Below are 16,540 nucleotides of genomic sequence, written 5' to 3'. Positions count from 1 at the left end.
GAGTCGTGAAGAACTTGACCAGATAGATAAAAACAGTCAGGATAGCACCAGGATAGATCGCAGGGAACCGCTTAAGGACAACATACTCGAAATCAATAACCTGTCTGTTCATTTCCCTATTAAGCATAGCGTACTGAGTTCGAAATCTACCAAACTTACTGCAGTAGACAAGGTTTCATTTAAAGTAAGACGTGGCGAAACTTTCGGTCTGGTTGGCGAATCCGGTTGCGGGAAGACAACTGTTGCAAGAAGCATCGTGCGCTTAATCAATGACAGTGAAGGCGAGATTAAATTTAACAATCTTGATTTTAACGTTCTCAAGTCATCTGAACTGCGCAGACAAAGGCATAAAATACAAATGATATTTCAGGATCCATATAGTTCGCTGGACCCCAGGAAAAGTGCAGGAAGTCTTGTGGGAGAGCCGTTAAAAATCCATAAACTTATTTCTTCCGGGCAGGAATATGATCGCAGGGTTGATGAACTCTTTACGCTTGTAGGATTATCGCCATCTCTAAAAAACAGAGTGGCTCATGAGTTTTCAGGAGGCCAGAGGCAACGTCTGGGAATTGCTCGTGCGTTGGCCAGCAACCCGGATCTGATAGTATGTGATGAACCTATATCGGCTCTCGATGTATCCATACAGGCGCAAATTATAAACTTGCTGGAGGATCTGCAACAGGAATTGGGATTGACCTATTTGTTTATTGCCCATGATTTATCTGTAGTAAAGCATATAAGTGATACCATTGCTGTAATGTATCTGGGAAAAATCGTAGAATCAGCACCTTGCGAAGAGCTATACGCCAATCCGATGCATCCTTATACACAGGCATTACTGGCGGCTGTTCCCATACCGGACCCAGAAATTGAATTAACCCGTGAAAAAATTATTTTGCCCGGAGAAGTCAAAAGCTTGATGAATAGGCCTGCCGGATGTTGCTTTAGCGACCGATGTCCTTATACTATGGACATTTGCCGGAAACAGGTTCCTTTAGTTAAGAACTATGGAAACGAGCACTACGTTGCATGCCATAAATTGGAGCAATGAAAAAAAGATGAAATAACGACATTTATTGTTTAGCGTGCAATAGAATTTTACTTGATATATAATTATGTATAATCAACTGCACGCAATGGAGATATATTACATGAAAAAATTAACTATAATTGCGACAGGAGATATTATTCTCGGGAAAGAACCGGAACAATTTTTTTCCAGTGTCGATACCGAGATAACTAAAGCTGATATCGTACTTGGCCAGCTTGAAGTTCCATACAGCGACAGAGCACCCGAACTTGCGGATTTAGAAAGACAATTAAAGAATCTGGCTCCCCTGTCGGGAAGGTTTGATGTTCTCTCCTTGGCGGGGAACCATATTTATGACGCAAAAGATATTGGTGTAAAGGATACTCTAGGTTGGCTTGAGGGAAATAATGTAACTTACACCGGAGCTGGGTTGAACATCGAACATGCGAAAAGACCTGCTATTGTTGAAAAAGAAGGCGTACGCCTTGGCGTTCTCAGCTACAACTGTACGGGACCTAAGGTTATGTCGGCAACTGAAACAAAGCCCGGATGTGCTAATGTAGATATTATAACACATTATGAATTGGGAGATGTAGCTAATCCGGGAGGAAACCCGACCAAAATATACACATACCCGGAACCGGAATCTTTCAACAGCATGTTGGAAGATATACGTGAATTGCGCAAACAATGCGATGTTCTGGCTGTGTATCTTCATAAGGGAATCGTACATAAGCCGGTAGAACTGGCCGACTATGAGCAGGTGGTGTCGTATGCAGCCATTGACGCCGGAGCGGATGTGATTTTTAGTTCTCACTCACATATATTGCACGGTATTGAAGTATATAAAGGAAAAACGATTTATCATGGACTAAATAATTTTATTGCATGGGTTCCTTCATTAAGCCCAAATTTCAGAGCTGAAAAAGGAGTCCGTAACGAGGTTTTTGATCCCGAGCAGTGGGCGCGTAAGCGTATAGAAATGTTTGGCTTTGTGCCGGACCCGGAATATCCAACTTACCCATTCCACCCGGAATCGATTTATACAATCATTGCTAAATGTATAATCGAGGATGGTATAATTAAACAGACCCGCTTTATTCCAATGATCGTAAATAAAGCAGGAGTGCCCGTGGTGGTAACCCGTGAGTCCGGAGGGGAAGAGGTCTTGGAATATATGGTCAAAATAACATCCGGAGCAAATTTGAATGCCACCTATGAATGGGATGAGGATGAAATAGTTATAGGATACAGGTGATATTATGGTAAGTATTTATGATATAGCGAATGCTGTGGGGGTCTCAGCCAGTACGGTGTCTTTTGTACTGAATGGCAGGGCTGAAAAAATGAGGATTTCCAAGGCGAAACAAAAAATGATACTGGAAGTTGCCAACCAGATGGGATATATCCCGAATATGACAGCTCGAAAATTAAGTTTACGTAATATCCAACATATGCCTGAGATTGCACTATGTTGGTCGCCTGCGCAGCATTCACAGTTTCTGAATACTTTTATCGATATGCTTCAGGATATGACCTTTAGCGGAGAGGTAAGGGAAATGCGGTTCACAATACTGCCATATAAAAATGGTGAGCTGGAAAAAATGGAACCTGTTTTATCGGCGAACTATTATAATGGCATTATTGTACCGCCCGTATCCAAAGAGGATATTGAATTTTTGACTAATACGAGCATTCAGGTTCCGACAGTCCTCTTATATGGTGACATTCCCCAATATCATCAGGTATCGGTGGACAATCTAAGGATAGGAACGGATATTGCCGCTATTTTTGGCAGGCATGGTCATAAATCTGTGGGAGTCATGCAACCTGTGTACAAACATTCAAGTATTACCATAAATCAGAGAATTTCAGGCTTTATGAAAACTTGTAGCTGTCTGGGAATGGAAGCAGAGTTGATTACCAGCGGATTGGATTGTCCTTCATCAAATAAAGTAGAAGAAGGAAAGATTGCAGCTAAAAAGATGGTTAAGGGAAATAACCTTCCTTCAGCGATATATATCCAAAACGACTCACTAGCCCTGGGAGCACTCTCTGTTTTCTGCGAACACGGAATTCGTATGCCGGAAGATATGGAGATAATTGTTTACGGTAACAATGATTCATTGGAGATTCATCATCCATCTATCACAACTGTTAATTATCCGACAGAAGAGATTGCGAGGACATGTATCACGCTTATGGCAAATGCATTGGACATGCCCGGTTCTGCACCGGTGCATAAAATTATTGATACACCTTTTGTTTTTCGTGAGAGCTGCCCGCGTTAATAACGGGCATCATACCATTTCATAAAAACTGTTCTTAATTCCGAATATTACAATTTTATTATAGAGGAAACTGCTGTTTCCTGTCATCGTGTTTTTGCCTTGGTGGCGAAAAATTCTTTTCCTGCCGAAGGAGGGTATGCTTTCGGCTTTTTTTGCATTCTGAAATATTAAATTGACAGCATATGGAGGTAGAAAAATCGATATGAATAATGACAATGTTCTAATTGAACAGGAAGAATCAGGCACCGTTAAAAGTGAAAAGCTATGGACGGTGCCATATATAACATTAATAAGTTTGGGAACTTTTGTTGGCATCAGCTTTTACATGGTCATGCCCCTTCTTACTAAATATGCAATAAAACTGGGGTCATCACTTCCTATTGCTGGTGTTATAGTAGGGATGTTTTCCTTTGTTGCATTGTTTGCAAGACCGGTTTCCGGTATTATTTCAGACCGGTTGAATAAAAAGGTAGTCTTTATCGTCTCAACAGCTTTAATAGGCCTATCCCTTTTAGGATACACTATTTCAACGAATGTAACTGTATTGATTTTCTTTCGTGTTACTCATGCACTGGCTTTTTCCGTAAACGGCATAGTCAACCTTGCACTGGTATCAAAGTTTATTCCAAGGAAGAGAATAGGAGAAGGTATTGGATATTTTGGACTGGGGCAAATTATTGCTACCGCGGTAGGCCCAACTCTTGGGCTGTATATAGGAGAAAAATATGGCTTATCGGTTTCGTTTCTGATTGCAGGAATTATTATGATTTGTGTGTCTGCATTGATGTTCGCACTGCCCAATACAAAGCATAAAAAGGAAAGCTGTGAAAAACAAAAGAGAAGAATTTGCTTTTCGGATTTTATTGCCATGAATGTATTGCCCTATGCATTTTTCGGGGCGGTTTTTTCTATGCTCAATGGTGTTATAGGTTCATACCTGGTCCTCCTTGGTGACGAAAGGGGAATAAAAAATATAAGCTTGTACTTCACCGTCAATGCCATCAGCCTGATTCTTGTCAGAACATTTGCAGGCAAGATTTATGATAAATATGGGATTTCGACCGTAATTATCCCGTCATTCATTCTTGCGTTAGTAGCCTCCATGTTTATCGGATATGCCCAGACACTGGCCATTATTTTGGTAGCATCAGCATTGAAGGCTTTTGCTCAGGGTTCGGGACAACCTACGATACAGGCCGAATGTATAAAAATGCTTCCGGAAGAAAAAAGCGGGGTTGCCACAAGCACATACTACATTGGAGCAGACCTTGGACAGGGTATTGGTCCTATGTTGGCCGGAGTTATAGCATCAACATGGAATTATAAAATTATGTTTGTAGCATGTGCGGGTGTATTTTTGGTATCACTGATTCTATACTTGCTATTTCAACATAAGAAAAACTTTTCGCTCCAACAAAAGATATAGTCTTAGTTTGTATTTAAAGCCCGCCTAAGCCGTATCTGACGGTTTGGGCGAGCGTGGTGTATTAACCTCCTGATTGTTGTATTTTTCAAATCTATTTCTTTTACATATCTCTTTAAGATACATTCAAATTTTATTAGATGCCATTTCAGATATTTCTCATTAAAAAATCATTGACTCTCACATTATGGTACACTTTATACTAGAAATGAGCTCAGGAAAACACACATATGTGAGGTGTAATAATGTTAAGAATAGGTGATTTTTCAAGGTTATCAAGGATTAGTATACGAATGCTACGGCACTACGATGAATTGGGATTATTGGTGCCTAAAAGTACAGATTATTATACAAGCTATCGCTATTACAGTGAGGAACAGTTGCTGATTGCATCCAGAATTACGGCACTCAAGGAAATGGGTTTCAGTCTTGCAGCTATTTCTGAGATATTGAAAAACTATAATAATCCTAAAGCATTGTCGGAGTTTTTGACAATAAAACGAGCTGAAGTTCAGGCACAAGCCGAAGAAATCAGTCAGCGTTTACTTCTCCTTGATACAGCCATAATGAGGTTAAGAAAGGATGATAACGCTATGAATTATAATGTTATATTAAAAACATTACCTGAAAGATATGTTGCAAGTGTAAGAAAAATAATACCGTCATATAATCAAGAGGGGATACTATGGAATTTGCTGATGACGGAAACAGCACCAGATATGAATCTTCAGCAGGTTTGCTGCGGTGAAAGTCTTGCTATTTTTCATGATGAAGGATTTAAGGAAAACGATGTAGATGTAGAAATACAGATGCCAGTAAAAGGACTGTATAAGGATACTGAGAATGTGGTATTCAAAATGGTTCCGGCAGTGGAATTTGCCTCTGCCACTTATAAAGGCAGCTATGATCAAATTACGGCAGTAAATCAGGCAGTTGCAGGTTGGGTAAACGATAATGGTTATGAATTCAATGGTGCAATGTTCTGTATTTACCACGTCAGTCCTGCACAAACAAATAATCCTGATGAATTAGTAACCGAGGTTTGCTATCCTGTGAAAAAGAAATAATACCCTATTATTAAAACTAAACAGTAACTCATACTTGAAACGCCGCCCAATAAAAAGGACGGCGTTTTGTCGTTATCGGGAGTAGAAAGCAAAAGAGGCTGCCTTTGGCTCAAAAAACGTTTTTGAATCGACAATTATAGTATTTTGCGGTAGACTAGGTCGAAAAATAAAGTTTTAAGGTGAGAATATTAATTAATGTTTAAATAGGATTGTTATTTTGGATAAGAAGGAGGAGAAAACTTGCTTCACATTGCAATTTGTGATGATATGAAAGAGGACAGAGATTCTCTAAAATATGTGCTGGCAGCATTTATGAATTCGAAAAAATATGAAATAGAATAAAGGAATACTATGATGGCGTCGAGCTTTTGGCAGAAAAATCCGAAGTACTTACTGGCTTTAGCCTTTTTTTCTTGATATATTTATGAGGCACTCTAACGGCATGGAGGTTGCCAAGGCCGTGCGCAGCAGTGACATATCTGCACCGATTGTCTTTCACCTCTCAGGACTACGCGTTGGATAGTTACGATGTAGAGGCACTTTCTTATTTGGTTAAGCCCTTCCAAACGGAAAAGCTGAACTAACCTTTGGAACGATTTCTCAAAGGTTATCGCCCCAGGAGTATTTTTCTTGCAGGGAGACTAGTTGTTCTTGATGGTATCGTCTTTGCCGAAAGTAATTTAAAAAAGAGTACACATCCACTTTAAGGATGGAACAAAATTAGAATTGAGAGAGAAGTTGGACACCATTGAGGAACAAATCTCAGGTCAACATTTTATACGTTGTCACCAGAGCTATGTTGTTAATTTAAACTACATAAAGTGCATTGAAAACGGAATTTTTATCACTACATTAAATACCCCTGTACTCATACGCAATAGCAATGATTTTAACCTTTTAAAGGCTGATTATAACTGGCAAGTATACTTGCACAATACCGTTATGATCCTAAAGGCACAGCAACTCGAGCCGAAATTGCAGCTGTTGTTGAGCAGTTTGATAAACATATATTTGAGTAGACTTTATGGGAGCGATTTAATGCAGACCAAGATGTTGGTGAAAAAACCGGAGCCGGTAGATAGTCGTTCACATTCTTAATACCAATTTCCCGGGGTCAACAAAGCAAACTGTTTCTACAGAAATCCTTCTACAATTTTTATACTATGTGATGAATTGTTTGCCGCTTACACAGCTCAGCAGTTCGATCCCACTTATCTCCACCAAAAGCAGCTTGAAACATACAGAAAACCAAAAGCTTGCATCGGTGGGCTTTTTCTTTTGACGTGCGTCCAGCGAAGCTGGAGCACGCTTGCTTGTGAAAGTCCGGCACGGGTAATTATCAAGAAGCCCGTTTGCTAATCCCGATGCATAGCAGGAATGGTATGTGCTGAGCGGATAGGAATTATGTGCCTCATTTTCTGGGTGGAAGCATAATTTTCAGAGTAAATACACCATCCTCAGCGCTGAAAATTGCCTGACCGCCATGGGCATCGGCGATGGCTGCGATGCTGCGCGTTCCGTAGCCATGTCCCTCAAGAGATGATTGGGGAAGTCCGCCTTTCATTACAATTACGCCCGCATAGTGGTTTTCTATCAAAATGAGCAGATTGGCCTTATGTATCGTGGCCTTGACAGACACTACCCTACGCTCGGAATCGAGACGGGCAGCAGCGAAGATGGCATTTTCAAGACCGTTTGAGAGCAAGGAGCAAAGCTCTGTGTCACTTAAAGGTAATGAACGCGGCAACTTCGCGTTTACAATCATTGTAATTCCCGAATGCTTTGCCTTGGTAAAAAAGGTTGACAAAATCAAATTTACCGTTTCGTTTTCGCAAAAGCGAATCGGGGTGATAGAATCTATATCGGACTGTGCAATATTTAGATACGTTTTGATTCTTTCTATACTACCTTCGAAAGCCATGCCCTGCAAAATTGCAAAATGATGTCGCATGTCGTGTCGGTAGGTGGCAGCAATATTCTGCATCTGCCGCAGAGACACAAGCTCTGAATGCGCACTGTAGAGCTGAGCGGCCAGCATATCCCGTTCTCTATGGGCACGTATCTGCTTTTGCATTTCGACGTAGTAAAGGATAATAAACACGAAATAAACGATTGAAAACACAGAGGGCATGAACTGAACCGCGCCATTTACGCCTCGGTAAAGCAAATCGGTATAAATCGTGGTAATATAATCGAATAAATAGTAAAACAGCGGAACAGCGCCGAGCAGGACACAGGATTTGGTGGATTTCTCCATCAGTTGCCGAAGAGTATCTGCCACATATTTTTTAAAGAGATAATATGCCAAAAACACTGCCGCGATATAGCAAATATGCTCGCTGAGCCTGCTGCTGAAAACTGCGCCTCCTATGCTGCCGATCCATCGGGGTACCTGACAGCAAAGGTAGGCCGAGAGCACGCTTACGGTGGAAATCAACCAAGTGCGTTTAAGATATATGATGAGAAAAAGAATCATTGGCAGATGGATAATCAGGGGATATAATTTTGACGTTAAATCTATGCCAAAAAACCACCAGCAGGAGGACTGCACAAAAAGGAGAATTACGCAAGAGTAGCCAACAACAAGATTGTTCTTCCGCGTATGTTCTATGCCCGCGAAGCAGACCGAAAGTGCCACTCCGAAGAGCAGAGAAAAACCAAATCGTATGAGTCCAATGTAAGTTGTTAACATTCAACACCGCCTCTCTTGTCCTGCTCCAGCTCTTCTGCCTCGGAGAACAGGAACTTTGTGTAGGCAGTTCGCACCTGAGTATAGGCCGCTCTGGACACAGGCACACGCCGCCCCGACGCGGTGATAAGCTCTCCCTGCCGTAACTCCTGCACCCACTGCAGATTCACGAGATAGGAGCGATGCACCTTCATAAAACAGGGTCTTTTCAGCAGGGCCTGTTCAAAGTCTGCCAGTCTGCCCGTTACCTCCCGCGTGCCGTCGTCAGTCAGATAAAAATACAGTTTTTTTGCGCTGACCTCTATGTATTCTATTTTCCCATAAGGGAGGCTGAACACGCTGGACTGTGTTTTGATGCATAAGGCGTCCTCCGGCTTTTTGAAATCGTCCAGCAGTCTGTCCAGAATCGGAAAAAGCTTTTCCACAGAGGCGGGCTTTAAAAGATAATAGTGTGCCCGCACGCTGTAGCTCTCCACCGCGTATTCCGGAGAGGAGGACAGGAATACAATCTGAATCCGACTGTTACGCTCTCGAATTTCGCGGGCCGCCTGCATACCGGTAACGCCTGGCATCAGAACATCCAGAAGCAACACATCGTAGTCCCCGTTTTCCATAGAAACCAAAAGCTCTACGGCGTTCTGAAAGCTTGCATAGGTGAGTTCTGCCTTGCTCTCATGCCGGTACGATTCCAGTAGAGAAGCTATCTGCAGCAGATCCCTATGATCATCGTCACAAATGGCAATTCTCAAATGCTCCACCTCTCCCCAGTTAAAATTTATAACCATATTACTATACTTTTTAAATTTCATCAACTGCCCAATTACCGTTCAGGCCGAAATCCACTACCGTTCAGGCCAGAAACAGTTTTTTAGCAATATTTCTGGTATTCTGTCGTTAAATACAAAAAAAGAGGTGTGACGCCATATGCCCACGTTTATCGCTTGCTTTGTTGCGGGCATCTGTGTGGCGGGATTCGTGACCATCTGGTTTACAACCGCCTATAAGGAGCTATTAAAAAAGAGAAACAGCCTTACCGATCTTTATGAGCAGTTGCGCCTGCACGAGGGGCTATATGCCAAGGCAAGGGACGGCCCCGATGTGAGGTCCGCAAATGGAATGGTGGAAACCAGCAGGATGCTCTGTCGAGAGGCGGCTAAAAGCTATAACCGCATTCTGCACAAGCCAATTAACCGCGTTCCGGCCCTGCTGATGGGCTTTAGGGCTGTGAACGAGGAAAACGAACAAGGTAAAAAGAGGGGAGAACCAACATGAAAAAAGAATTATCAGCGTCCTGCAAATTCTTTGCATGTGACTTGCCCTGATGCCATGAACGGTACTGACGGAGACCGATACGTTCTGCTCCGGCGGCGAACTATATCAGCTGTATAAAAAACAGGGGGTTATCGCTGATTTTATTCTGCTAAATTGAAAAATCGTGGTGCTTTATGATGATGCACTTCGCCGGACCATGGAGAAGCAACCCATCTCAAAATAAATCAAGAGATCGAAGGGAGAACAAACAAGATGAAGAAACGACTCGTGAGTCTTTTCCTCTGCCTGTGTTTGCTGATTACAACGTTTCCCGCCACAGCATATGCGGCGCAGGGTGACGGCTTGATTAGAACAGCGCAGACTACATACGAAAAGACAGAAAATCCTTTTACCGATGTAAAAAAATCGGACTGGTTTTACAGCGCAGTGCAGTACGCACGTGAGAAAGGATTTTTCTCAGGTACCTCTACAACCACATTTGAACCAAACGGAACAATGACCCGCGGTATGTTTGTAACCGTTTTGGGTCGTATGGCAGGGGTGGACACCGCAAACTACAAAGGTGAATCTGCCTTTTCCGATGTGGCAGCAGATGCCTATTATGCCCCCTTTGTCGTGTGGGCAGCAAAACACGGTATTACATCAGGTGTTGGTAACGACAAATTTGCACCTAATGAACTGATTAATCGCCAGCAGATGGCAGTATTCTTTGTACGCTATTTTGAGATCTTTGGTGTGGACTACGAAACCGGGGCCAAAATCACCACTACTCCCGCAGATATTGACAATGTTGCCGGTTATGCCAAGGATGCTGTTTTGAAGTTGTGGAAAACCGGCTTGCTGGCCGGTGACGGAGTGAATTTTAATCCTCTGGGCAATGCCAGCCGTGCACAGGCTGCAACGCTGTGTATGCGGACAGATGAGACTGTGAAAACATGGTATAAGGAACCTGGTGTACCAAAGGAGGAGACACCTGTTGTTATACCGCCTTCCGGTGGCAGTTCCTCCGGTGGCAGCTCCACAGTCTATTACGGAGTGACCTTGAAATCGGGAGAAGAATCTACGAACAAGCTTTATCCCGCCGGAACACTCCTTAACACAATGCCCGTCCCTGCTCAGAAGGGCGGAACGGTGTTCCTTGGGTGGTATTATGATAGTGCCCTGACCAACATGGTAGCCAGCACGGACATCCTTTCAAGGAATCTGACCCTGTATGCGAAATTTACTGAAGCTGTGTCACTGAGTGAGAACGGCGAGTTGAACTTCGTGACCAAGCAGGATGTTGCTGCAAACTTCACCATCAAAATGAATGCGGGCAGCGCGCCTGCCTCCGGTAAGGATTTCAAATTCCGCAACATTACAGACCCCTCTGTGACCAACGGAACGGACGGCGTAGAGCAGGAGAATGTTTCTGTCACCGGCAGCTCAGGCAGCTTTACTGTTGCTTCTGCCAATGGCGGCTTTACTCCCGGTCATACCTATCAGATCGAGTTGATAAATGATGCGCTCTCCTTTGCTGGTGAGAGCGAGGAAATACGATACTATAACTTTATTATCCAAAAGGATGAAGTTCTGAATCTGGAGCTCAAAGACGGCATAAAGTACATTGCCGCCTCCGCTCTGTCTGAAACCGACCGCAACAATGTGCTGGAATATGCCGGTTTGTATCAGGCTGTCACCGATGCCCAGGGCGTAACCACTTATACCGCCAACAATGGCAACGGCAGTTTTAAATATTCCGGCGGCGGGATCATGGTGGGAGACACTATAGCTGTTTATACCGGCAAAAAGCCAGACAAGAGGAGTGTAGAGGATGACGGCGCTGTGGCATATCTGGAGATCACACGCATCGATGGCACAACTTGTTATTATCAGTCTGCCAAGTCTGAGGATGTATTGTTTACCCCCGATTTGTTGCCCATAGATCTGGATGCCGGCGATGGTGTGACGGCCGGAAACGAGGTTGCCACCAGTGGAACCGGTAGCATCACAATTACTAACAGCAAGTTGGATTTCTCTGCGGAAACATACGCCGATATGGGTTTGAGCGCGGAGACTGTAGTGGAGCCTGGTGATTATCTTAGCTTCTTTAATAACGGTGATCTTGGCGACACGAATGCCACCAAGCAGGGTTATGGCGAAATTATCAGTATTACTACGAATGGTGGCAGCGCTATTATCACCTATGCAATAGTAGGCGAAGAATCCGTGCTCTCTGCCATGGAGCTGTACAGCGAAAGTGAGCTGACCGATGCACAGATCGAAGCCGCCTACGATGAGCAGCTCATCCGTGAAGCGGTGGAATCCCAGCTCATGTCCAGCGGCTTTATCCAGGAGGCTGGCGAGTATCTGGCCGATTTGGCCATCCAGACCGATGAGGTTAAGGAGATCTTCGGCAGTGATGACAACCTGACCCTGAAAGACTATATTATTACCTATAGTGACGGTACTCCCGTCAGCGAAGACGAGCTGTCCCTCATGGGCAACATCGTGAATAAAGAGGGCGGCATAAAGACTAGTGTGTCCGTTTCCCCTCGTCTGTCCCATTTTGAAGGCAGAAAAGGCATTCGCGCGGAAGTGGCCGTGAAATACAAATTTGATATTCAGAAATCCGGCTCGAATAAAAAGGTGGAAGTTGAACTGACTGCTTTCTTCGAGCAGGAAGTACTCTTTGGTTTCAGCGTTAGCGGCGGCGCAGTTTGGAAATGGAAATGGATCTTCCCCTACATCTCCGACTACCGCATGACCGGCAACATCGACCTTGGTACCTATACCGGCGTAGGTATTACCGCTACCGCCAAGCTGGCTGAGGATAAAGAACCCTGGGGCATGCCCTGGCCGACAAGTGCTAATGAGGCACAGGCCACCAAAAAAATCTTCAGTCTTAGTGAATCCATCAAAAAGAAGATGGAGGATGTTAAGTCTGTATTCCCAGAGGCTGAAGCCTCTTCTTCTGGCGGTCTGGCAGAAAAGTATGCGGCATTTATGAAGGACGCCAACGAGAAGTGGGTGGATCTGTTTGTAGTTAACTTGATCGACCTGCGTGGCGGGGTAGATCCCCTCCATATTCTGGCCTACGGTATTCAGGTGGACTTTGTGGTGTCCGCCAATTTGAATGTGGCCATTGGCTTGACCTTTCAGTATGAAAACTCCAAGCGTCACTCTTTCAGCTTGTCTCTGAAGAGCAAGAAGGCCGACAGCGAGACTATCGACCTGAGCACCAACGGTTATCAGTTCGACTTCTATGTCATGGGTACTCTGGGCATCCGTGCCGGTATCCGAGCCAAAGCGTTGGTGGGTTTATTCTCCACAAAACTGGACGGAATCGGGTTACAGATTGAAGCAGGCGCTTATGCCCGATTATGGGGTTACTTCTACTACTCTCTGTCAAACTATAAAAAAGGGGGAGTCTGGGAAAAGAACAGCAGCTCCTCCGGAGCACTGTTGGTGGAACTTGGTGCGTATCTGGATGTAAAATTTGTGGCCGAGGTTTTGAACGGCAAATACTCCTACGCCCCCACCATCTACGCTAAAGAGTGGCCCTTCTGGTCGGCGGGCCAGCGGGAGAACGTCTATGACTTCGCCTATGTGAAGGCTCCCACCTACGCTATCCAGAATGTAACCACGTATACTATCCCTAACACGGTATTCGAGATGAAGTGGATGGATCTGAAAACCGGCGACTTAGGTGAGGATAACAAACCCAAGACTAAAAACTTCGACGAAAATACGGAAAACAACACGAAAGACGAAAAGTATTTTGCAGTGGAGCTGTCCAACCCTGCATTTACATATAACCCAGTAAACAACCAGGTCACCGTCAGCCGAGCCTCTGGAGACAGTACACTTAACTGCGAAATGAAGCTGACTTGGAAGGGCGCTCCTCTGGCATTCTCAACAGAGACCATTAGCCGTACCATTACGCTGAAATGGAGTGATCTGCTCAATGGAAAAACCATGGTCTTTGATTCTAACGGCGGCAGCGCAGTGGATATGATATGCAAGTTGTCCGGGGCAAACATATCTGCATGGAGACCTGCAAATCCAACCAAAGCGGGTTATACCTTTGCTGGTTGGTACTCCAACAAAGATTGCACAGGGACAGCGTATACCATCCCTAACACTATGCCCAACGAGAATGTGACCCTGTATGCGAAGTGGACCCCTAATGTGGCATCGTATACCGTGGAACACTATAAGAAGGGACTGGATGGCATGTATGTGCTTGCCGAGCGCCAGACCATGAGCGGAATCAGCAACCAGGCCACTGCCGCCCAGACAAAGAGCTATGCAGGCTTTACACCAAAGACCATCCAGCAAAAGACCATTCTTGCAGATGGCAATACGGTGGTTCAGGTCTATTATGAATGCAATAGTTATACCGTGACCTTCAACTATGGTACGGAAGCGGACAACAGAAGTGTGGCCATCAAATACCCCGTGGGTGCGAAAATCGAATGGAGCAACCCCATCGCCCCCGGTTACTCCTTCCTGCGTTGGAACAACACCATCCCCACGGTTATGCCAGCCAATGACTTGACATTTACCCCTGTTTGGGGTGCACGGACGGACACAAATTACACCGTGGAGCACTATCAGGAGAACTTGAACGACGACGGTTACACTCTGGCTGAGCGGGAGGTCCTTGAGGGACAGACCGGAACCGGCGTGACCCCCGACGTTAAGGCCTACGAAGGCTTTACCGCACCTGCGGCCCAGAGCGTAACCATCAAGGGTGACGGCTCAGCTGTGGTGAAGTATTACTACTCCCGCAACAACTATACCTTTACCTATGTACTGGGGAATGGCGAAGACAATGCCGTACTTCCCATGAAGTTCGGCGATTCGGTCCTGCAGCGATATGATCCTACCAGAACCGGCTATACCTTCGGCGGTTGGATGGAAAACGGTGCGGCAGCTTCGATACCAACCACAATGCCTGCAAGAGATGTCACTCTGAGCGCACAATGGAATGTGAAGCAGTACACCATTACCTTTGATAGCAATGGTGGCAGCTCCGTATCCCCCATTACTCAGGAATACGACACAGCCGTTACCGAACCCACAGCACCTATCAGAGCAGGCTATACCTTTGCCGGCTGGAATCAGAATGGTGATGATTATACTTTCAGCACCATGCCTGCGGAAAATATCACCCTGACTGCCGCCTGGACAGCCGACAGTAATATCGCTTACACGGTGAAACACTACAAGGCGGAACTGGACGGAAGCTATCCTTCCACGCCAAGCGAGACGGAGAATTTGAAGGGCAGCACCGGGGCTACGGTCACCGCCACTGCTAAGAGTTATACCGGCTTTACCTGTGATTCCAATGTCATTGGCACGGTTTCCTCCGGTACAGTCACGGCAGATGGCAGCTTGGTATTAAAGGTGTACTACGCCCGTAATAGTTACATTGTGAATTGGAATGGTAACGGCGGCACAGTGGACACCAACGGAGCAACTACAGGCAGCGTGAAGTACGGTGCGACCATTACTAAGCCGACTAATAACCCCACCAAAACAGGGTATACCTTTAACCTGTGGTCTGGCTATACTGAAAACATGACCATGCCTGCGGAAGATACGACATTTACCGCCGACTGGACAGCAAATCAGTATACCATTACCTTTGACAGCAACGGCGGCAGTGAAGTTGCAGCTATTACAAAGGCTTATGGCTCTACAGTGACCGCTCCTACAGCACCTACTAAGGAAAACTATAGCTTTGTCGGTTGGCAGCTGAATGGTACGAATTATGCCTTCACTACCATGCCTGCGGAGAATATCACATTGGTGGCGGTATGGTCTGACAAACCGACCTATACTGTAAGCTTCGATGCCAATGGGGGTACGGTTGGCACAGCCTCTAAGTCTGTTTCTGTAGGCAGCACTTATGGTGATCTTCCTGTTCCCGCCTATGACGGGCACTATTTCCTTGGTTGGTTTACGGCAACAAGCGGCGGCACGAAAGTCACCAGTGCCACCAATGTAGAGCTTTCCGCTGACCAGACCCTGTATGCTCGTTGGGCTACTACAGGTTATACGGGCAATGTACAACTGGTGCTCTTTGTTGCAGGAATAAAAGTGACCACGGAGAACATGAACGACATCCTCGGTGATGGTTCCGCCAGCGTGCAGTTTGATCCTAGCACGGGTACGTTGCACCTTAACAGCGCGACGATAGCCGGGACCTACAGCAACGGCTATGTAAGTGCAGCAATTTACAGCGAAGAAAGTCTGACCATCGAAAACACGGGCACCAGCACAGTGACAAACACCTACAATGCACCTGCTGCTACCCTGAGCAATGTATGTGGTATTTATGCACACAGCGCACTGGTCATTCAAGGAACCGGTACTCTGACCGCCACCAGCGGCACAGGGGGAACCAGCTACAACTGCGGCATTCGAGCTGGTATCGCCGGAAATTACTTTACCATTAACGGACCCACAGTGAAAGCCTTTGCCGGCATTGCGGGAAGCGGTGGCAAGAGCTATGGCGTGAGTGTTGGTCCCATAAGTCTTACGTATACTGTCAAACTGAAAAAAGGCACCTTGGAGACTCATGGATACGATAGCGCGGCATACTGTGGTCCTCTGGACAGTACTGTTAAGTATTTTGTTGAAAATGGAAGCTATCAAAAATTTGAAACCATCACTGTCAGCGAAAGCTACGATGGTACCCCGGCAACTTCTGTAACACAGGATGAAACCTACCGGAACTACAAGTATATCACTGTCACAAATCCGTAAAGCTTTAAACAG

10 protein-coding genes are annotated in these 16,540 nt (G+C 45.2%); 8 read left to right on the top strand and 2 right to left on the bottom strand.

All coding sequences use genetic code 11. The annotated features are described in order from the left end of the window. Positions 1-52 precede the first annotated feature (52 nt). The 6 genes from L323_RS42120 to L323_RS40850 all read left to right on the top strand — a co-directional run bounded on the left by L323_RS42120 (position 53) and on the right by L323_RS40850 (position 6,909). Entirely contained in the window at positions 53-1,051 is a 999-nt protein-coding gene (locus L323_RS42120; protein WP_431602534.1) for an ABC transporter ATP-binding protein, read from the top strand. Positions 1,052-1,151: 100 nt separating this feature from the next. Beyond that, positions 1,152-2,288 carry a CapA family protein gene (locus L323_RS33915; RefSeq protein WP_020816118.1) on the top strand — a complete coding sequence of 379 codons (1,137 nt, stop codon included), beginning with the start codon at positions 1,152-1,154 and terminating at the stop codon, positions 2,286-2,288. A gap of 4 nt (positions 2,289-2,292) precedes the next feature. Beyond that, positions 2,293-3,321 carry a LacI family DNA-binding transcriptional regulator gene (locus tag L323_RS33910; protein WP_020816117.1) on the top strand — a complete coding sequence of 343 codons (1,029 nt, stop codon included), beginning with the start codon at positions 2,293-2,295 and terminating at the stop codon, positions 3,319-3,321. 202 nt (positions 3,322-3,523) lie between these two features. After that, on the top strand, positions 3,524-4,747 hold the full coding sequence (locus tag L323_RS33905) for an MFS transporter (protein WP_020816116.1): 1,224 nt from the start codon (positions 3,524-3,526) through the stop codon (positions 4,745-4,747). Between the two features lie 242 nt (positions 4,748-4,989). Continuing rightward, entirely contained in the window at positions 4,990-5,811 is an 822-nt protein-coding gene (locus tag L323_RS33900) for a MerR family transcriptional regulator (RefSeq protein WP_020816115.1), read from the top strand. Between the two features lie 696 nt (positions 5,812-6,507). After that, a complete protein-coding gene (locus L323_RS40850) occupies positions 6,508-6,909 on the top strand; it encodes a LytTR family transcriptional regulator DNA-binding domain-containing protein (protein ID WP_081665716.1) in 402 nt (133 codons plus the stop codon). Positions 6,910-7,222: 313 nt separating this feature from the next. On the opposite strand, the gene L323_RS33895 is transcribed toward L323_RS40850, so the two are convergent. Continuing rightward, the gene (locus tag L323_RS33895; protein WP_020816113.1) at positions 7,223-8,503 is read right to left on the bottom strand and encodes an ATP-binding protein; all 1,281 of its coding nucleotides are present in this window, start codon (positions 8,501-8,503) and stop codon (positions 7,223-7,225) included. Then, positions 8,497-9,309 (bottom strand): LytR/AlgR family response regulator transcription factor, encoded by an 813-nt coding sequence (locus tag L323_RS33890; protein ID WP_020816112.1) that lies wholly within the window; start codon positions 9,307-9,309, stop codon positions 8,497-8,499. Before L323_RS33890 ends, L323_RS33895 begins: the two co-directional genes overlap by 7 nt. A 115-nt stretch (positions 9,310-9,424) precedes the next feature. Between L323_RS33890 and L323_RS33885 the strand changes: the two genes are divergently transcribed. Together L323_RS33885 and L323_RS33880 are read left to right on the top strand one after the other, a co-directional pair. Next, on the top strand, positions 9,425-9,772 hold the full coding sequence (locus L323_RS33885) for a hypothetical protein (RefSeq protein WP_020816111.1): 348 nt from the start codon (positions 9,425-9,427) through the stop codon (positions 9,770-9,772). 252 nt (positions 9,773-10,024) lie between these two features. Beyond that, positions 10,025-16,528: an InlB B-repeat-containing protein gene (locus tag L323_RS33880; RefSeq protein WP_020816110.1), complete on the top strand. Its 6,504-nt coding sequence runs from the start codon at positions 10,025-10,027 to the stop codon at positions 16,526-16,528. The last annotated feature ends 12 nt before the right edge of the window (positions 16,529-16,540 follow it).

The sequence above is a fragment of the Ruminiclostridium papyrosolvens C7 genome, from assembly GCF_000421965.1.
GTDB lineage: Bacteria > Bacillota > Clostridia > Acetivibrionales > DSM-1351 > Ruminiclostridium > Ruminiclostridium papyrosolvens_A.
Note: the sequence above shows the minus strand (reverse complement) of the source record. Positions and strands in the feature narration are given on the sequence as shown.